Here is an 18,007-nt window from a genome sequence, read left to right on the forward strand (position 1 = left end):
TATACAAGGCCCGACCATAGCGATGACTAGCCGGCGCGCAACTGGTCCTGAGCCTCACTGTCGATCCAGTCCTGGCCACCCATCGCCTTTACCAACGGTCCAAGCCACTCTTTGTATCCCTCGAACTTGCCGACAGAGCGCGAATAAATCTTCTGGCGCACCTGCCACTGGCTGGCGGTGTGTATCTGACGGCTATCGCGCTCGGGCGTAAGACAGGCATCATCCCAGTCCAGACCGACAAAGTCGATCAGCCGCCGCGATTGACCATCGGGGTCGGCGACCAGCATCTCGTAACTGAGATCAAGAATGGGCAGGTTCAGCGTGCGCTTCCACAGCGTCATGATATCGGCCGTCTGGCGGATGCGCTCGCCCAGGTCGGTCTGACGAAAGGCAAAGCCGTGGCCAGCGTTGAACCGGGTGAACAGGTTGGAAAGGCCACAATCGAGTGGATGGCGCCGCATGTGAATGATCCGCGCGTTGGGAAACAGCGCCGCGATCAGCCCCACCCGGAAGGCATTGTCGGGCGTTTTGTCGGTGAGCACGCGGGTCCCTTCAGGGGCACCGGCGCGCATGGCGCGCAGGCCCTGTTCGGCGCTGGCCCGCAGTATGTCGCGGCCCAATTGCGTCAATCGATCCGGCTTTCCCTGGAGCAGGTTGTGCTCGAGCGCACCCAGAGTTGGGGTTTCGCCCAGCGCGAACACGGCGGGATGACGGTTGAGGATCGCTTCGGCCAGGGTCGTTCCCGAGCGCGGCATGCCCACAATGAACACTGGCGCGGGGCCCGGTGGTTTGCCACGCGCCTGCGGTATTGTTCCAGCTTCAGCCAGTGCCGTCAGGCTCTGCATGTGCTGGCGCTGAGGGCCATTGTCATAGCGGCGATCGGCCAGCCAGTTGGCCTCGATGCAGAAATGCATGGCCCGGGCATGATTGCCCAGATCGGCATAGACCTTGGCCAGACCAAAGCACAAAAACTCCAGCGCCTGACGGGCGAGCGTGCCAGAGCCATAAAGCGTGAGCATATCGCGGACCGTCTGATCCTCGGCGGTGAAGCGTTGGTTCTGGACCAGTGCATAAAACGCCATGGTATCGTCAGGCTGGATGCGCAGCGCTTGGGCAAAGCTGTCACGCGCACCAGCCATATCGCCGCTGGATGCCTGCAGCGTCGCCAGATTGTGCCAATAGGGCGCCGTGCCGGGCGCCAGCGTCACGGCGCGCTCCAGCAAGGCGATGCACTCTTGCACCGGATGACCGAGTTCCCATTCGGCCATGGCGACGCAGACCATAGCAGAGGGGTTGTCGGGATCATCGCTCAATATCTGGCGGGCAATGCGACTGGCGTCGACAAAGCGCCGGGCAGACACCATGTGCCAGGCGCCCTCGAGAGGGGATAGTGCAAGTTTCAAGGCTGGGAATTCTCAACAGGTCGTCGGGAGGAGGCGACGTCGGCACTGTGGTGAGGTTGAGCCGGCACCACAAGTTACGGTGCATTACAGATTCGTAACGCCGGTAATGCGCCGACCAGCCCCCAGGCCAAGCCCGTCATTGGCGGCCAGTCACGGGAGTATGACTTGCATGCGCACGCCGAAACGGGCTGAGTCAGCGCCATGAAATGGCTTGTCTCACTGATGCTGAGTTTTCTGGCGCTGACTGCGCCTGCGCTGGCGCAATTCCCGCCGCCGGGCATCTATGTCTGCATTGATGGCCACGGCGCGGCCTTTGGGACGCTGAGCCTGTTTGTGGCCGGCGATTATGACATTGCCTCCGAAGCCATTCCGCGCGGTCAAGGTCAGGTCACCTCATCAGGCTCCCATGTCACGGCGCAGAGTGGTCCGCTGGCCGACATCGGTCTGACCGGCCACTTCGTCACCGACGACTATGGCGACACGGTCTTCGACTTCGAGACCAGCATGGGCGCGCTCAAATGCGCCCTGCCCCAGGGCTAGGCGAACTGCCTAGCCGGCGACCTTGGAGAAATCGGCAACCAGATGCATGGTGTCGCGCAGACGTGCCAGCAGGTTCAGCCGGTTGGTGCGCACGGCGGCGTCGTCGTCATTGACCATTACGGCGGTAAAGAACGCATCCACCGGGGCCCGCAACGAGGCCAGTTCGGCCATTGCGCCCTTATAGTCATCCTGGGCCACGTGGGTGCTCACGGCGGCGTTGACGGCATCAACGGCAAAGGCCAGCGCAGTTTCTTCGGGCAGCTTGAGTGCATCCTGGGAGACGGTACCGGCATAGCTGGTGCCGTCCTTTTTCTCTTCGGCAGCCAGAATATTGGCAGCGCGCTTGTAGCCCGCCAGCAGGTTCTGGCCATCGGAGGATGACAGCAGGGTCGAGAGTGCCTCAGCGCGCTGGGCAATCTGCAGCATGTCATCGCTGTCTTCGGCTATCACGGCATCGACCAGATCATGGCGGGCGCCGGAGTCGCGCAGCATCACCTTGAGGCGATCATGGAAGAAGGCCAGCAGATCGGCTTCCACCGTGAGCGGCAGCTTGAGATTGTTCTCGATGATGATGCGGATCACGCCGAGCGCGGCGCGGCGCAGGGCAAACGGATCCCGCGAACCGGTAGGCTTTTCATCGATGGTCCAGAAGCCGGTCAGCAGGTCGAGCTTGTCGGCCAGTGCCACGGCAATCGAGGTCGGCTCGGTGGGCACCTTGTCGGTGGGGCCGAGCGGCTTGTAGTGCATTTCGACGGCCGTCGCGATGTCGGCGGGCTCGCCCTGGGCGGCGGCGTAATAGCGCCCCATGAGCCCCTGCAGTTCGGGAAACTCACCGACCATGCCGGTGGTCAGATCGGCCTTGGCAATCATGGCGGCACGCTTGGCGCGCTCTGGATCAGCACCGACCTTTGGTGCGATCTCACCGGCCAGCTTCACCAGTCGCTCGACGCGGGCAAACTGGCTGCCCAGCTTGGCGTGGAACACGGTGTCTTCGAGCTTGGGTAGACCGTGTTCAAGCGGCAGCGCCAGATCGCCTTCGTAGAAGAACATGGCGTCGCTGAGCCGGGCGCGAATGACGCGCTCATTGCCCGCGGTGATCACCGTGCCGCCATCGCTGGCTTCGGTATTGGCGGTGATGATGAAATTGGGCGCCAGCTTGCCGCTGGCGTCACGCAGGCAGAAACATTTCTGATTGGCGCGAATGGTGGCGATGATGACTTCTTCAGGCAATTTGAGGAAATCGGGGTCGAACGTGCCCATCATCACGACGGGCCATTCGACCAGACCCGCAACCTCTTCGAGCAGGCCTTCATCGGTGATCACGGTCAGCCCCTGGGCAAAGGCCAGCTGCTCGGCGTCGGTCTTGATGATGTCCTTGCGACGGTCAATATCGAGCACGACCTTGGCGCGCTCCAGCGCGGTCACATAGTCATCGAAACGACGTACCTTGATCGGCTCGGGCGCCAGGAAGCGGTGACCAAAGGTGGTTTGGCCCGAGGTCAGCTCATTAGAGTCAAACGGGATGACGATAGGCTCTTCGTTTTCTGCGCCGAAAGTCGCGGTGATGGCGCGCAGCGGGCGCACCCAGTTAAAGCTGCCACTGCCCCAGCGCATGGACTTCGACCATGGGAAGTCGGTCAGCACTTTCGGCAGCATGGTCGACAAGAGCGTCACGGCATCAGCGCCAGGCTTTTCGATCAGCGCGACGTAGAAATCACCCTTTTTCGGATCGCTCTCGACCTTGGCCTGATCAATCGAAGTCAGCCCTGCCCCGCGCAAAAATCCATCAATGGCCTGCTGCGGCGCGCCAACCTTGGGGCCCTTCTTTTCTTCGCGGGTATCGGGCGAGCGCGCAGGCAAGCCGGTGACGGTCAGCGCCAGGCGGCGTGGCGTCACGAAAGCCTTGGCACCCTCATAGACCAGACCGGCATCGACCAGTGCATTGGTGACCAATTTCTTGAGGTCATCGGCCGCGCGCCGTTGCAGGCGGGCCGGGATTTCCTCGGAAAAGAGTTCGAGCAGCAGTTCGGGCATAGGGGATACCAAGGGTTAGAAAGGCGCGGATTTGCTTAACTTGGGCGGGCGGCGATGTCTACAAGACGATTACCAACCGCCGCCACCGCCACCGCCGCCACCGCCACCAGAAAACCCACCGCCGGATGACCCGGACGAGCTCGATTGCACTGGTTGAGCGGCAACCATGGCCGCTGTCATTGAGCTGGCTGCGGCGCTGACTGCGGTCGTCATGTTGGAGGCAGCGCTACGGGCTCGGCCAACATTGCCGCCGCTATACCAGCCGGGGGCGTAGTGATCCGGCGCATCGACCACAGCGTGGCGAGCCAACTCGGCTTCGAAGTGTTCGCTCCAGGGCTTTTCCACCTGCAACGCGATGGCGAATGGCAGCAAGCGCTCAAAGCGCTCCACCGTCATGGGCGGCACCTCGCTCATGTTAATGCGGTCTTTTTCGGCTGTCTCAAGGTACATCTTGAGGCCGTCGATTTCGTCCATCACCTTGCGTCCCTGCAGCGTGGGCGCCCGCATCAGGAAGGCGAACACGATGGTGACAATGACGATGGAGACTGCAGAGACCGAGGCAACATTGATGGTCAGGCTGGTGAGACTGTCAAACGCCAGCCCCACAATATTGACGCCGGCAATGAGAACCCAGATGGCAATGAAGACACGCGACAGATAGCGCTTCTGAAAGCCCTTGGAGATCAGGCCACCCAGTGAGGATAGCAGGATGCCCAGCGCGACCGAGCCAATCAGCCAAAGCGGATCGAGAATGTCGAGGAACATCATGCCTGCCAGCAAACCGATACCGAGCACATAGCCAAGCACGGAATAGCCGGTATTGTTCTTGAACCAGACCAGCCGGTTTTCCTGTGTGATGGCCGTGGTGAAGGCATTGCGGCGCTTGGCAAGTTCGGGACCGGTGGACTTGTTGATCACGACGGCGTCTCGCGACTGCAGATACTCAAACATCACTTCCTCACCCGGCGGCAAGGTTTCGGCGGGCTGTTTCCCCGTTCTGGCCAGCCGGAGGTTCTTGGTGGAATTATCAATAGTGATCAGGCCTTTGACGCCCAGATTGAAGATTGCAGCGGTCAGGGCGGTCCAGCCACTGTCGCTAAACCCCCATTTGTGGATGTAGTGGACCAGAGCGGGCGAAAACCCGGCCGGCGCGTGAAAGCGCGGGATAATGACGCCCTTCTGCGGATCGCGACCCACGCGGAACCAAGCCAGCGCATTATAGGCGGCCGCCAGCAAGGCGGCGATCACGGGGATGATGCTGTCGCGCAGATCGGCTACCTGCTGGCTCAATGCCGCAACGCCGGTGGGATATACGATGACACCCTTGTCAAAGGAGACCGCCACGGTCAGCCCCTCGCCCGGCCCCAAAGCCCTGGTGGTCTTGAAGGCAACAGTCTGATCGGTGAGACGGCGTATGTCGGCGCCCTGCTTGGTTGAGCCGACTGGTCCGGTATAGGCCGACACATCAGAAATGCGGGCACCATCGGGGAGGCGAACGACAGCCTGGGCCGACAGGATCGGGAACACCCAGTAATTGCCAGTCACGTTCCAATAGAGCTCATCGTGATCTTCGAAGGCGCGCGCCATGCGGCTCATGGAATAGGTGATGGTGTAGCTATGGTTGCCATAGTTGAGGAACACATCGGGGTCGCCGATCCAGATCCGCTGGAAATCGCCCATGCGTTCGACCCGGTACGTCTCGGGCTGGCCGTCGCGCTGTACATTGAGCACATCGAAATCGGGGCGAACCTTGCCGCCGTCGCTGCCCGCCAGCACCACTGGAATATCACGGTAGATGCCGCGACGAATTTCATCGCCCTCGGCGTTGACGGTGAGGGTCTCGGTGACCGTTACGGTGCCATCCACCGCCATGGTGATGTCGCTGGCATAGGCGCGAATTTCCTCGCGCGCCGCGCCCGGAACGGCCAGCAGCAGGCCGATGAGCAGGGCGATGATCGACCGAAACAAAGCAGGCATGGCGGCTAGTTGAACTTGACGGAAGGGACGGCCCGGTCGGCTTCGTTCTCGAGCTCGAAATATTCGGCCTTCTGGAAGCCGAAATTGTTGGCGACCAGATTGGAGGGGAAGCTCTCGACCATCACATTGAGATTGCGGGTGGCGCCATTGTAGTAGCGGCGCGACATCTGGATTTCGTCCTCGACACCCTGCAAGGCCGACTGGAACTCAAGAAATGTCGTGTTGGCCTTGAGGTCGGGATAGGATTCCGCGATGGCGAGCAGGCGCCCCAGAGCCGATGAGAGCTGACCTTCAGCTGCGGCGCGCTGTTCGGGCGAGCCATTGGCGGCGCCGGTGGCAGCCGCACGAGCATTGGTAACCGCTTCGAGCGTCTCGCGCTCATGGCTCATATAGCCCTTCACCGTCTCCATCAGGTTGGGGATGAGATCGGTGCGGCGCTTGAGCTGGACATCAATGCCCGACCAGCCTTCTTCGACCATCTGCCGGTTCTTGACGAGGCCATTATAGATGCTGACAGCATAAATGGCGGCAACAACCACCAGACCCAGAATGATCCAACCGATCATGGTGCAGGCTCCCTCAAGCGCTTTTCACATGCTGCGGACACTGGCATTGCCCCGCGATCAGCGCAATGGCTGACGCGCCTATTCCGCGCCGCCACCATCGGTTTGCAGCCAGGCCTCGCCGCAGCTCTTGGACAGCTCTCGAATGCGCAGGATGTAGCTCTGGCGCTCGGTCACCGAGATTACGCCACGGGCATCGAGCATATTGAAGTTATGCGCGGCCTTGAGCACTTGTTCATAGGCGGGAATGGCCATGGTCTGGCGGTTGGCCTCGGCGCCCTTCTTGAGAATGGCCCGGCACTCCTGCTCGGCATCTGCGAAGTGACGGAACAGCATGTCGGTGTCAGCAGCTTCGAAATTGTACTTGGACTGTTCCTGCTCGTTCTGCAGGAACACGTCGGCATAGGTGACCTTGTCGTCGCCGGTACCGCCATTGAAGTTGAGCTCCATGATGGAGTCCACATCCTGCAGATAACAGGCTAGGCGCTCCAGGCCATAGGTCAGTTCGCCCGCAACAGGATTGCACTCAAAGCCGGCAACCTGCTGGAAATAGGTGAACTGGCTGACTTCCATGCCGTCGCACCAGACTTCCCAGCCCAGACCCCAGGCGCCCAGCGTGGGGTTCTCCCAGTCGTCCTCGACAAAGCGCAGATCATGCAGTGCAGGGTCCACACCAATCGCATAGAGCGATTTGAGGTAGAGGTCCTGAATATCGGGCGGCGATGGCTTGAGGATCACCTGAAACTGATAATAGTGCTGCAGCCGGTTGGGGTTTTCGCCGTAGCGGCCATCGGTGGGGCGGCGCGATGGCTGCGCATAGGCAGCCTTCCAGGGCTTGGGACCCAGCGCGCGCAACACAGTGCCGGTGTGTGAGGTACCGGCGCCCATGGGCATGTCATAGGGCTGCAGAATGACGCAGCCCTGCTCCGCCCAGAATTGCTGCAGCGTGAGGATCAGACCCTGAAACGAATTCTTTGGGTCCATGAATGATGGGCGGTTGGTCATTTGGCAGTCCCTGCTAACTGGGACAAACCTCTAGTTTGGCCGTCCCGCAGGGTCAACGGCGTTTGTCATCATCATCGGGACGGAAGCGGCCATCCTGATCGCGCTTGAGATCGATAATGCCCGGCTTTTCGCGCTCGCGCTGGTCGCGTTCGCGGCGCAGGCGACGGGCCTCCTCATCATCAGCCTTGAACTGTCCGGTCCAGTCGCGCCAGATGCGGCGGACACCAAGATAGATGAAAATGCCGATAGCGGCGAAAATCAGGACACGAAGCAGCATTGCGGTCATTGTCTTAGAGTCCCAGTCGCGCCCAGACGGCACGGTCTTCAACGGTGGCAGCGATATCGGCAGTGACGCCCGCAGCTGAAAAACCAAAGCGCGGTAGGCTGAACAGGCCGCGCTGGGGTTCGATCATCTTGATCTGAACTTTCTTGCCATAGCGGGTGCGCAACGTTTCGTGCAGATCGCCAATGGCGTCGGCCAGGCCCAGATCGACACCGCGCTGACCGGTCCACCATTCACCGGTGAACAGGTCCTTGTCCTCGCCCTTGAGCTTGCCGGCCCGACCTGCTTTGACGTGGTCGATGAACACCTGATGGATATCGAGTTCGAACTGCTTGATGCGTTTCACATCGGCGGGCTTTTCAGGCATGAACGGGTCAAGCGTGGATTTATTGTTGCCCGCAGTGTGGACGCGACGCTCGATGCCCAGCTTTTCCAATGCGCCAACGAAGCCGAAGCCGGCCATGATGACGCCGATCGAGCCGATGATGGAGCTTGGGTCGACGATGATTTCGTCCCCTGCCACGGCGATGAAATAGCCGCCCGACGCCGCGGCATCCTCGACAAACACCAGCACGGGCTTGTTGTGCTCATTGGCCAGATCGCGAATACGCTTGGAGATCAGCCGGCTCTGCACCGGCGAGCCGCCTGGCGAGTTGACGATGATGGCGATCGCGGGTGCTGATTTGACAGCAAAGGCGCGTTTGAGCAGTGGGCCGACATTGGCAATGTTGAGACGCCCCTGACGTTGGTCCGCGGAAATAACGCCGTGCAGGCGAACCACAGGAATAACCGTCTTACCCCGACCCGTCAGTCGCTGTAGCCAGGTCCGCGTCGTGGGGGCCGTGTCGTCCATTGTCGCTCCTTGCGCTGCGTCGTTGCCAGACTTAGGTCGTGCTGGCGCCGATTACCAGTCGAGACGCGCCGTGCCCCGGAAGATTGCATCAAACGCGGGCTGGAAACCGCGCCCGCTATCGTCATGCAGCGCCCGACTGGCCAGAAGGGTCAATGGCGCCCTGGACCCCTTGATGCCCCGCACCAGCACCCGGCTGGCGGCAGCGCCAGGCCTGGGGGTCAGCGGCAACACGGTCAGCGCACCAAAACGCCGGTCAAAGGCATTGAGCAGTGGTGTCAGGCTTTCAGCGGGGTAGATGAAAATGATCTCGCCGCCCCCGGCCGCGCACCCCGCCGCAGTCTTGACCCAGAGGTCAAGCGCTTCGGCACCCATGTGGCGCGCCCCGGCCCGCCCTGCGTCGCCAGCCAGTGTGCCCGCGCCATCGGCAAAGAACGGCGGGTTGGCGATGACTGTGGCAAAGGCATTGTCCGCCAGCCCGGCGGCCAGCCGCACTGCGCCCTTGGCGCTGACATCGACTGCCAGCGTGTTGGCGCGTTCGGCCATGGCATTCTCGGCAATATTGGTTTGCGCCAGTGCCAGCATCTCGGTGTTTTGATCGGCCAGCACGGCCGTCAGGCTCTGCTGGTGGCTCAAGGCGACCAGCGCCGCCGTGCCCACGCCACAGCCCAGATCGAGCAGGGTTTTGCGCCCGGCGTCTGTGGCCGCCCCCAGCAACACGCTGTCCAGCCCGGCGCGAAAGCCATGCCTGGGCTGCGACACAGTGAGGCTACCGCCCAAAAAGGCGTCGCGCGTTACCGTTTGGTGTTTTACAAAGGCAGTAGGCTGGTCTAGGGACATCGCACCCGAAAAGGCCGGTTTTGCGCGACCTTACATGCGCAAAGACCGCAGACTCAATCAATTTTGCCGATGTCGGCATGTTGGGATGGATACACGGTGTCAGTGCTGACGCAAATCAAAGAGGCGCCTGCCGCCACGCCGATCGACCGGTTGCTCAATGCGACTGCGGACGACATGGCCAAGGTCAATGCGCTGATCCTGAGCCGGGCCGACTCGCATGTCGAGATGGTGCCCGAACTTGCCCGCTATCTCATTGAAAGCGGTGGCAAACGCCTGCGCCCCATGTTGACCGTCGCGGCTGCCCAGCTGTTCGCCAATGGCAATGGTTCGGCGATCAATTTCGCCGCCGCCGTGGAGTTCATGCACAACGCGACCCTGCTGCACGATGATGTGGTGGATGAGAGCGATATGCGGCGCGGCAAACCTGCAGCCCGCATGGTCTGGGGCAATAAAGCGTCCATTCTGGTGGGCGACTTCCTGCTTGGCCAGGCCTTCATGATGATGGTGGAAACCCGCGACATCGATTCGCTGGGCGTGCTGTCGGCTGCGTCTGCCGTGATGGCCGAAGGCGAAGTGTTCCAGCTTGCCAAGACGGGCGATCTGACAACCTCGCCCGAAGATTACGCTGCCGTCATTCGCGCCAAGACCGCTGTGCTGTTCGAAGCCGCCTGCGAAGTGGGCGCCATGGCTGGTGGCGCTGACGAGGCTGGTCGCAAGGCGCTGGCGCAATACGGCCTCGAGCTGGGCAATGCTTTCCAGCTGGTCGATGACGCTCTCGATTATGGTGGGCAGGCCGGGACGCTGGGCAAGAATACCGGCGATGATCTGCGCGAAGGCAAGATGACCCTGCCGATCATTCTGGCATTGGCCGAAGGCACCGAGGTGGAACGCGATACTATCGCCAAGGCGCTGGGCGACCCCGAGGCGACTGTCGAACAGGTGGCCGACGTCGTGGCGATCCTGACCCGGCTTGAGACCCTGCCCCGTACTCTGGCCAAGGCGCATGAGCATGCCCGGGCGGCCCAACAGGCGCTGGAGGTTCTTCCGGTATCGGACATGCGCGCCCTGCTCAGCGATGTGGTCGAGTTCAGCGTCTTGCGCGCTTACTAGGCGCCGGGCACCAGCAGCGGCGCCGCAGCCACCCAATGCTCAGGATTTTGTTCACGCATCATCTGGGCGGCTTGATGAGCCTGTCCGCTGGAGCCGAACAAGCCGAACACAGTCGCGCCCGAGCCTGACATGCGGGCCAGCATGCAACCTTGCGCTGACGCCAGATAATCCACGATCTCGCCAATTACCGGCACCAGCTTGACGGCCGGTGGTTGCAGGTCATTGCGGGTTTCCGCCAGCCAGATACCGATCTGTACCGGCCGGGTCAGCGGCGATGGCAAGGCAGGGAGCGGATAATTGTCATGGGCCCGCAGACGCCGGAATACGTCGGCGGTCGCCAAGGGCACCATAGGATTGACCAGCACGATGTGGAGCGCGGGAAACTGCGGCAGAGGTTCGAGCAGCTCACCCACGCCACGCGCCAGTAGCGGCGCCGAAACCAGACAGGCCGGCACATCGGCTCCCAGCCCGGCGGCCAGGTCGGACAGCTCGGGCACAGGAATGGGATGGCTGGATTGCGACACCATCAGCCGCAATGCTGCGGCGGCATCGGCGGAGCCGCCGCCAATGCCCGCTGCCACCGGCAGGTTCTTGGTCAGGCGCATGGCCAGCCCTGTCGGCACAGCATCTGGCCAGCGCACACGGAACGCGGCGACTGCCCGGGAAACAAGATTGTTGGGCCCGGCGCCCAGCCCCTTCGCAAAGGGGCCGACAATACTCAGCGAATCCTGATGGTCCGGCACCGCCTCGAGTTCATCGGCGACGTCGGCGAACACGACAAGGCTCTCAAGATCATGAAAGCCGTCCTCCCGGCGCCGCGTGACATGCAACGCCAGGTTGATCTTTGCCGGGGCAATCTGGGTGACAGGTTCGAGCACCAAGGCGCTATTGCGTCGCGTTCTCGGCCGTCAGCCCGTCCGCTAGCTTCTCGGCCACCCGTTCCTTGACGTTGCCCACTTCGTCCATCGCAGCAGCCACGTTCCACTGGAAGCGCGCTTCGAGACGGCGCCCGACCTTCCAATAGGCATCGCCCAGGTGATCGTTCAGCTCGGGGTCGTTGGGTCGCAGCAGTACAGCGCGCTCAAGCGTGCGGACGGCCTCTTCGATGCGACCAAGTTTGTAGAACGCCCAGCCGAGCGAATCGACGATGTAGCCATCCTGGGGTTGGGCATCGACGGCCTTTTCGATCATGCCCAGTGCCTCTTCGAGATGCATGTCCTGATCAATCCAGCTATAGCCCAGATAGTTCAGCACAGCCGGCTGATCGGGGTTGAGTTCGAGCGCCTTGAGGAAGTCGGCTTCAGCTTTTGGCCACTCCTTGGCCCGCTCATAGGCGATGCCGCGCACGTAATAAAAGCGCCAATCACTAGGATGATCACCACCGGTGATCTCCAGCGCATGCGAATAGGCAGCGGCGGCTTCGGCATATTGCTCGTCATAGCGGAGCATGTCGCCATAGACAGATACGGCGTCCAGATCGTGGGGACGGGTCACCACGATGTTGCTCAGGCGCCGCAGGGCTTCCTCGCGATCGCCAAGAGCGTCGAGGTTCTGGGCAATCCGGACCACCGCTGTGGGTTTCATGGCCGAGGTGACCGGCACGCCATCATAGATGCGATTGGCCGCGTCGTGCTGACCAGCGGTGTCGAGCAGTTCGCCCAGAGCCAGTGAAATCACGTCTGCATTGGGGTCGAGATAGAGCCCCATGCGCAGGAATACCAGCGAGAGATCGAGGCTGCCATCACGCGACAGGGCCACGCCGATGCCGTGGAACATTTCGGCTGCACCAACCTGCACATTGGGGGCGAAGATGCCGGGGCGCTGCCCTGCTTCAATCTGCTCGCCAACAACGGTGACCACGGGATGGCTCAGCCCTTGGCTCTGGAATTCAGTAATGACGTCCTTGGCTTCATCAAGCTTGCCGGCATTGGCCAGCATGCGCGAATAGACCTCGACGATACGGGCCACGTAGGGTTCGGATTCAAACGCCTGACTCGCCAGATCGATGGCAAGGTCTGTCTCGCCAGCCACTTCGGCCATCAGCGCACGGTGGAAGACCAGAAAATCGTCGAGTCCGGATTCGCCGAGCGTATCCAGCATATCATCGGCTTCGGACTTGCGATTGCCGCCGACCAGCGCCCAGGCCCGCAAAATGCTGGCCGTGATGCCGGTAAAGCTATCCTGCCCGATGGCGCCCAACTGGCGCTCTGCAGCGTCATAGCGGCGCTCCTTGAGCGCTTCGGTTGCCACCACGAGCTCGGCGAGTTCATTGGTGGGGTCGAGCTCGAGCAAATGCTTTGCGGTAGAGGCCGCCTGCCCGATCTGCCCATCAGCCGCGAAGGCGATAAAGGCGCGCTCAACCAGAACCGGGTTCTGCCAGTCGGCCTGGGCCGCCAGATAGAAATAGCGGGCTGCCTCGTCGGTGCGCAGATCCTGCAGCGCCTGCTGGCCCGCCATATAGGCGCCGGTGACACTGGCCCGGAACATGGGCATCAAGTCGAAATTGGTGCGTGCATCCGATTGGGCGGTCTGCACGGCCTGTGCTGAATAGCCGGGCTGGGATGCTGTTGCCGCCAGCAGGATGGCCACCAGGGCCGGGCGCGCGAAGCGGTTCAAAAGCGATGTCACGACGGTGTATTCTCCCTTGGTCCCTGCGGACCCGTTCTCGCGGCAAAGATTGGCCGTTTTGGGACTGCGCCGCAAGGCCACCCCACAAGCGTGATCAAGGATGGCGACTACATGCCGCTATAATTGGGCCCGCTGCCCCCCTCGGGCGGGACCCATGTAATGTTCTGCGCCGGATCCTTGATGTCGCAAGTCTTGCAGTGCACGCAATTGGCCGCATGGATGCGGAATACTGGTGCCGCGCCTTCCTCAGCCAACTCATAGACGCCCGCTGGGCAGTAAAGCGGTGCAGGCTCACCGTATTTGGGCAGATTGTCCCGCACGGGCACAGCAGGATCGGCCAGTCTGAGATGGACTGGCTGGTCCTCGTCATGCGCCAGATTGGCCAGATAGACAGAGGAAGCCCGATCGAAGGTCAATTTTCCGTCAGGTTTGCCATAGCGCCGCCCGGAAACGGCGGCCTTGGGCTTGAGGCCGGCGGAGTCGGGCTTGTCATGCGACAGCGTGCCCAGCAGTGAGCGGCCCAAAATCGCGGAGGACCAAAGCTCTACACCGCCCGCCAGCGCGCCCAGCACGGTACCCAGACGGGACCAGAGCGGCTTGACGTTACGCACTCCCTTGAGTTCGTCGGCAATACCGGTCTGCATGACGCGATCGCTGAGATCGGCGATCACATCGTGCTGGCGCCCGGCGCCAATGGCGCTGGCCACCGCATCAGCCGCGCCGATACCCGACAGAATGGCGTTGTGGATGGCCTTGAGGCGCGGTGCGTTCATGAACCCCGCAGCGCAGCCAATCAGACCACCGCCGGCGAAGGCCAGTGTGGGAATGGACTGCCAGCCGCCCGCGGTCACCGCACGGGCGCCATAGCTGATGCGGGTGGCGCCTTCGAGCAGTGGCGCGACCGACTTATGAGTCTTGAAGCGCTGGAACTCGTCAAATGGTGACAATGTCGGATCGGTATAATCGAGATAGGTCACCTGCCCGACATAGAGCTTGCGATCTTGGGCGTGGTAGACAAAGCCCCCGCCGGCGGTTGCGTTGTCGAGCGGGAAGCCGAGATAGTGATCGACGCGACCGGGCTGATGCTTGTCGGCGGCAATCTCCCAGACCTCCTTGATGCCCAGACCATATTTCTGGGGATCATTGGCCAGTTGGTAATCGCCAATGATCTGCTTGGCCAGCGAGCCGCGCGCGCCTTCGGCGATCAGGGTATATTTGGCTTCCAGCGCGATGCCCTCGGCAAAGCCGGGTCTGGGATTGCCCGCTTCGTCACGACCCAGATCACCGGTAATGACACCGCGCACCGGGCCACCGCCGCCGCCCAGCACATCGACGGCGGCCGTCATGGGGAAGATATCAACGCCCAGATCGGCCGCCTGCTCGCCCAGCCAGCGCACCAGATCGCCCAGGCTGACGATTACACCATTGGGGGTCTTGAGCTGTGGTGGCATCAACCAGTGTGGGAAGGCCAGATCGCCATTGCCCGTCAGCAGGTGATAGGTATCGCTGGTGACATCGGGACCCACCGGGGCTCCCTTGAGGCGCCAGTCGGGGATCAGGGCATCAAGGCCACGCGGATCCATGACAGCGCCCGAAAGGATATGGCCGCCAACTTCGGCGGCTTTTTCAACCACGGTCACCCCGAGTTCAGGGTGATGCTGCTTGATGCGGATGGCTGCAGACAGGCCCGAGGGGCCGGCGCCGACAATCAGCACATCAGTGGAAATGGTTTCGCGCGTGCCAGCCTCTGCCATATAGAATGCCTCTTGTATTCCGGACGCGGCTGGCCGCGCCAAACGGGCTGTGACATAACAGAGAACATGACCGAAAATCACCCGCTAAATCACGACGAAATGCTCGCCGTGCTGGATTGGTATCGCGCCGCTGGCGTGGATATCGCCGTGGGCGAAGAGCCGGTCGACCGCTTTGCACAACGACCACCGGCCCGTCCTGCGGCTACACCGCCCCCCACTGCAATGCCGGGCGCCGCACCACCGCAGCGTGCCGTCGAGCCCCCCGCTATTGGCGGAGATCCCGGCGAAGCACGCAGTCTGGCGGCATCGGCCAAGTCCCTGGACGAGCTGCAGGCGCTGCTGGAAAACTATGACGGGTGCGGGCTGAAACTGCGGGCGACCCAGCTGGTGTTTGCCGATGGCAATCCGGTTGCCGACATCATGCTGATCGGCGAAGCGCCGGGGGCTGAAGAGGACCGGCAGGGCAAACCCTTTGTCGGCAAGTCGGGACAATTGCTTGACCGTATGCTGGCAGCGATCGGGCTTGATCGCACCAAGGTCTATATCGCCAATACCGTGCCTTGGCGTCCACCCGGCAATCGCACCCCAACACCCGAGGAAATGGCGCTCTGCCTGCCCTTTCTGCACCGACAGGTCGAACTGGTTGCACCCAAGCTGGTGATGACTTTGGGCGGACCCGCCATGCAGACCATCTTTGAGACCACAAGCGGCATCATCAAGATGCGCGGCAAGTGGTCCGGGGTGACCATTGGCAGCCATCAGGTCGAGGCCATCCCGACGCTGCATCCGGCCTATCTGCTGCGCAACGCTCCTGCCAAGGAACAGGCCTGGGCCGACATGCTGAGCCTGAAGTTGAAGATCGAGGCGCTCGGTCTGGGCCACTAGGCGTCCAGAGCGGCTGAAGCGGGAATTTCTGGGGGGCATTGGCGGGTTTTCCATTGCACCCGTGCCGGAACGCCGCACTAATGTCACTGTTGCGTGATTTGCCGCGCTACTCCAATCCCGCAGAGCCGAAAGCGCCATGGCCTCCGTAATCAAAATCTACGCCCTGTTCCTGGGTTCCGCCCTCTTGATGTTCGGTGGTGGGCTGCAGGGCCTGCTGCTCTCGGTTCGTGGTGCCGAAGAAGGTTTCTCGGTTCTCTCGCTGGGCCTGATCGGCACCGGCTGGTCGATCGGCTTTGTCGCCGGCTCGATTACCGTGCCTATGGTCGTGCGCAATGCGGGCCATATCCGGGCCTTCTCGGTGATGGCGGCCATCGGCACCATCACCATTTTGCTCAACCTGCTTTGGGTCAACGATATCAGCTGGATCGTGCTGCGTGCGCTGTCGGGCTTCTGCTTTGCCGGCGCAGCGATGATAGTGGAGAGCTGGCTCAATGAGGTGGCCGACAACAAGAGCCGTGGCACGATCTTTTCGATCTATGTAACGATCAATATGGCTGCCTCCACGCTGGGTCAGGTTGCCATGTCTGTGACCGGCACGGCGGGCTATATCCCCTTCGTGATCGGCGCCATCGCCTTTGCCTGCGCCATTCTGCCGACCGCGCTGACCTCCAGCCCACAGCCACGGCCGCTATCGTCGGCCAAGATCGATATCGGACTGCTCTACCGCACCTCGCCGGTGGCGGCGATCGCTGCATTTTCCGTCGGCATGGCCAATGGCTCGTTCGGCACGCTGGCGCCGGTCTATGGTTACCAGCGCGGCCTGGATGCCAGCGGCATCGCCTTGCTGTTTGCCATCGCCGCCATTCTGGGCGCGGTCGCGCAAATCCCCTTTGGCCGGCTTTCTGACCGCATTGACCGCCGCATCGTGATGATCGGGCTGTCCGGCTTCGCCTCGATTGTTGGCGTGTTGACGGTGCTGATCAATCCCGAAGCGGGCTGGGGCATGTATGTGCTGTTTGCCGCCTATGGCTTTGCCGCCAACCCGATCTATGCCGTGGCCGTCGCCCATGCCAATGACTATGCCAAGGATGGCGAGTTCGCCAAGATTGCCGGCGGTATGCTGCTGATCCTGGGCATCGGTCTGGCCATCGGCCCGATCGTATCCTCGTTGATCATGGGCGCCTGGTCGCCGGTGGGCCTGTTCATGGTCACCGCGTCCTTCCATGGTGCGCTCGCGGTCACCGCCTATCTGCGCATGCGCATCCGCAAGAGCGTCGACGCAGCCGACCGCGCGCCATTCCAGCCCATGGGTAATGATCGCCAGGTCACGCCGGAGAGCTTCGTGCTTGACCCCCGCGCCGAAGCTGACGACATCGAAATGCGCGTCGACGAAACACCCGTCCCCGAAGAGCTGGCCGGTTTGAATGACGAGGAGAACCCCAATGTTCAAAACGGCGCAGTTTGAGGACCGGGCGTTCAAGCCCCTGTCGATTGCGGTCATTGCCGTGTCTGACACGCGGACACTGGAAACCGACACAGGCGGGGCGCTGTTGAAGTCTCTGCTGGAAGCTGATGGGCACATCTGCGCCGACCGCGTTGTTGTACGGGACGATATCCAGCTTATCCGTCAGGCGGTACAAGGCTTTGTCGCTGACCCCAAGGTGGACGTGGTGCTGACCACGGGCGGTACCGGCTTTTCAGGTCGCGACGTCACTCCCGAAGCTGTCGAGCCGCTATTCGACAAACGCATGGAAGGCTTTTCGGTACTGTTCCACCAGTATTCGGCGACCACGGTGGGCACCAGTTCACTGCAGTCACGCGCCACGGCAGGCTTGATCGGCACCAGTTTCGTGTTCTGCCTGCCTGGCTCCCGTGGCGCCTGCCGCGACGCGTGGGAAGGCATTTTGACCCACCAGTTCGATTACCGGCATAAACCGTGCAATTTCGTCGAGCTGATGCCAAGGCTGGACGAGCGCTAGCCGTGTTGCTGATGGGCAACGCTGCAAAGCTGGCGCCCGCAAAAGCCAAATTGGGTCATGACAGCGCGAGCAAGCGCGGCTAGCCTGACTGGTGACAGCACGATGCTGGGAGATCTTTGATGAGAATTATGGACATACGCACGCACCGCTAGACGG

The 18,007-nt window shown here is 62.0% G+C and carries 16 protein-coding genes; 5 read left to right on the forward strand and 11 right to left on the reverse strand.

The window, feature by feature from the left end; genetic code table 11:
- Positions 1-26: 26 nt before the first annotated feature.
- Positions 27-1,403, reverse strand: coding sequence for a sulfotransferase family protein (locus tag KD146_RS11455; RefSeq protein ID WP_212658796.1), 1,377 nt, complete (start codon positions 1,401-1,403; stop codon positions 27-29).
- Positions 1,404-1,604: 201 nt separating this feature from the next.
- Between KD146_RS11455 and KD146_RS11460 the strand changes: the two genes are divergently transcribed.
- Positions 1,605-1,943 carry a hypothetical protein gene (locus KD146_RS11460; protein WP_212658797.1) on the forward strand — a complete coding sequence of 113 codons (339 nt, stop codon included), beginning with the start codon at positions 1,605-1,607 and terminating at the stop codon, positions 1,941-1,943.
- A gap of 9 nt (positions 1,944-1,952) precedes the next feature.
- On the opposite strand, the gene glyS is transcribed toward KD146_RS11460, so the two are convergent.
- The 7 genes from glyS to KD146_RS11495 form a co-directional block, all read right to left on the reverse strand.
- On the reverse strand, positions 1,953-3,977 hold the full coding sequence (glyS, locus tag KD146_RS11465) for a glycine--tRNA ligase subunit beta (protein WP_212658798.1): 2,025 nt from the start codon (positions 3,975-3,977) through the stop codon (positions 1,953-1,955).
- A gap of 69 nt (positions 3,978-4,046) precedes the next feature.
- Complete coding sequence (locus KD146_RS11470) at positions 4,047-5,954, reverse strand: DUF2207 domain-containing protein (protein WP_212658799.1); 1,908 nt, start codon at positions 5,952-5,954, stop codon at positions 4,047-4,049.
- 5 nt (positions 5,955-5,959) lie between these two features.
- Positions 5,960-6,520 (reverse strand): LemA family protein, encoded by a 561-nt coding sequence (locus KD146_RS11475; protein ID WP_212658800.1) that lies wholly within the window; start codon positions 6,518-6,520, stop codon positions 5,960-5,962.
- A gap of 78 nt (positions 6,521-6,598) precedes the next feature.
- The gene (locus KD146_RS11480) at positions 6,599-7,522 is read right to left on the reverse strand and encodes a glycine--tRNA ligase subunit alpha (RefSeq protein ID WP_212658801.1); all 924 of its coding nucleotides are present in this window, start codon (positions 7,520-7,522) and stop codon (positions 6,599-6,601) included.
- 52 nt (positions 7,523-7,574) lie between these two features.
- Entirely contained in the window at positions 7,575-7,799 is a 225-nt protein-coding gene (locus KD146_RS11485) for a hypothetical protein (RefSeq protein WP_212658802.1), read from the reverse strand.
- 13 nt (positions 7,800-7,812) lie between these two features.
- A complete protein-coding gene (locus KD146_RS11490) occupies positions 7,813-8,658 on the reverse strand; it encodes a S49 family peptidase (RefSeq protein WP_212658803.1) in 846 nt (281 codons plus the stop codon).
- Positions 8,659-8,709: 51 nt separating this feature from the next.
- Positions 8,710-9,417 carry a tRNA1(Val) (adenine(37)-N6)-methyltransferase gene (locus tag KD146_RS11495; protein WP_212658804.1) on the reverse strand — a complete coding sequence of 236 codons (708 nt, stop codon included), beginning with the start codon at positions 9,415-9,417 and terminating at the stop codon, positions 8,710-8,712.
- A 174-nt stretch (positions 9,418-9,591) separates the two neighbouring features.
- On the opposite strand from KD146_RS11495, the gene KD146_RS11500 reads away from it, so the two are divergent.
- Positions 9,592-10,605, forward strand: a complete 1,014-nt coding sequence (locus KD146_RS11500; protein ID WP_427857070.1) for a polyprenyl synthetase family protein — start codon at positions 9,592-9,594, stop codon at positions 10,603-10,605.
- On the opposite strand, the gene KD146_RS11505 is transcribed toward KD146_RS11500, so the two are convergent.
- The 3 genes from KD146_RS11505 to KD146_RS11515 form a co-directional block, all read right to left on the reverse strand.
- Positions 10,602-11,483, reverse strand: a complete 882-nt coding sequence (locus KD146_RS11505) for a 4-(cytidine 5'-diphospho)-2-C-methyl-D-erythritol kinase (RefSeq protein ID WP_345790818.1) — start codon at positions 11,481-11,483, stop codon at positions 10,602-10,604. The genes KD146_RS11500 and KD146_RS11505 overlap by 4 nt on opposite strands.
- A 7-nt stretch (positions 11,484-11,490) precedes the next feature.
- A complete protein-coding gene (locus tag KD146_RS18490; protein WP_212658807.1) occupies positions 11,491-13,233 on the reverse strand; it encodes a tetratricopeptide repeat protein in 1,743 nt (580 codons plus the stop codon).
- Positions 13,234-13,340: 107 nt separating this feature from the next.
- Positions 13,341-14,987: an electron transfer flavoprotein-ubiquinone oxidoreductase gene (locus KD146_RS11515; protein WP_212658808.1), complete on the reverse strand. Its 1,647-nt coding sequence runs from the start codon at positions 14,985-14,987 to the stop codon at positions 13,341-13,343.
- Between the two features lie 66 nt (positions 14,988-15,053).
- On the opposite strand from KD146_RS11515, the gene KD146_RS11520 reads away from it, so the two are divergent.
- The 3 genes from KD146_RS11520 (at position 15,054) to moaB (ending at position 17,851) form a co-directional block, all read left to right on the forward strand.
- Complete coding sequence (locus tag KD146_RS11520) at positions 15,054-15,872, forward strand: uracil-DNA glycosylase (protein ID WP_212658809.1); 819 nt, start codon at positions 15,054-15,056, stop codon at positions 15,870-15,872.
- 136 nt (positions 15,873-16,008) lie between these two features.
- Positions 16,009-17,337, forward strand: coding sequence for an MFS transporter (locus tag KD146_RS11525; RefSeq protein ID WP_212658810.1), 1,329 nt, complete (start codon positions 16,009-16,011; stop codon positions 17,335-17,337).
- Positions 17,315-17,851: a molybdenum cofactor biosynthesis protein B gene (moaB, locus tag KD146_RS11530; protein ID WP_212658811.1), complete on the forward strand. Its 537-nt coding sequence runs from the start codon at positions 17,315-17,317 to the stop codon at positions 17,849-17,851. The genes KD146_RS11525 and moaB overlap by 23 nt, the downstream gene beginning before the upstream one ends.
- The last annotated feature ends 156 nt before the right edge of the window (positions 17,852-18,007 follow it).

It is taken from the genome of Devosia litorisediminis (genome assembly GCF_018334155.1).
GTDB lineage: Bacteria > Pseudomonadota > Alphaproteobacteria > Rhizobiales > Devosiaceae > Devosia > Devosia litorisediminis.

Bases quoted from the DNA above. Each gene is read 5' to 3' on its own strand.
- KD146_RS11515 (WP_212658808.1), bottom strand. From the start codon at position 14,987: ATGGCAGAGGCTGGCACGCGCGAAACCATTTCCACTGATGTGCTGATT.
- KD146_RS11470 (WP_212658799.1), bottom strand. From the start codon at position 5,954: ATGCCTGCTTTGTTTCGGTCGATCATCGCCCTGCTCATCGGCCTGCTG.
- KD146_RS11475 (WP_212658800.1), bottom strand. From the start codon at position 6,520: ATGATCGGTTGGATCATTCTGGGTCTGGTGGTTGTTGCCGCCATTTAT.
- KD146_RS11520 (WP_212658809.1), top strand. From the start codon at position 15,054: ATGACCGAAAATCACCCGCTAAATCACGACGAAATGCTCGCCGTGCTG.
- KD146_RS11525 (WP_212658810.1), top strand. From the start codon at position 16,009: ATGGCCTCCGTAATCAAAATCTACGCCCTGTTCCTGGGTTCCGCCCTC.
- KD146_RS11485 (WP_212658802.1), bottom strand. From the start codon at position 7,799: ATGCTGCTTCGTGTCCTGATTTTCGCCGCTATCGGCATTTTCATCTAT.
- moaB (WP_212658811.1), top strand. From the start codon at position 17,315: ATGTTCAAAACGGCGCAGTTTGAGGACCGGGCGTTCAAGCCCCTGTCG.
- KD146_RS11480 (WP_212658801.1), bottom strand. From the start codon at position 7,522: ATGACCAACCGCCCATCATTCATGGACCCAAAGAATTCGTTTCAGGGT.
- glyS (WP_212658798.1), bottom strand. From the start codon at position 3,977: ATGCCCGAACTGCTGCTCGAACTCTTTTCCGAGGAAATCCCGGCCCGC.
- KD146_RS11490 (WP_212658803.1), bottom strand. From the start codon at position 8,658: ATGGACGACACGGCCCCCACGACGCGGACCTGGCTACAGCGACTGACG.
- KD146_RS11460 (WP_212658797.1), top strand. From the start codon at position 1,605: ATGAAATGGCTTGTCTCACTGATGCTGAGTTTTCTGGCGCTGACTGCG.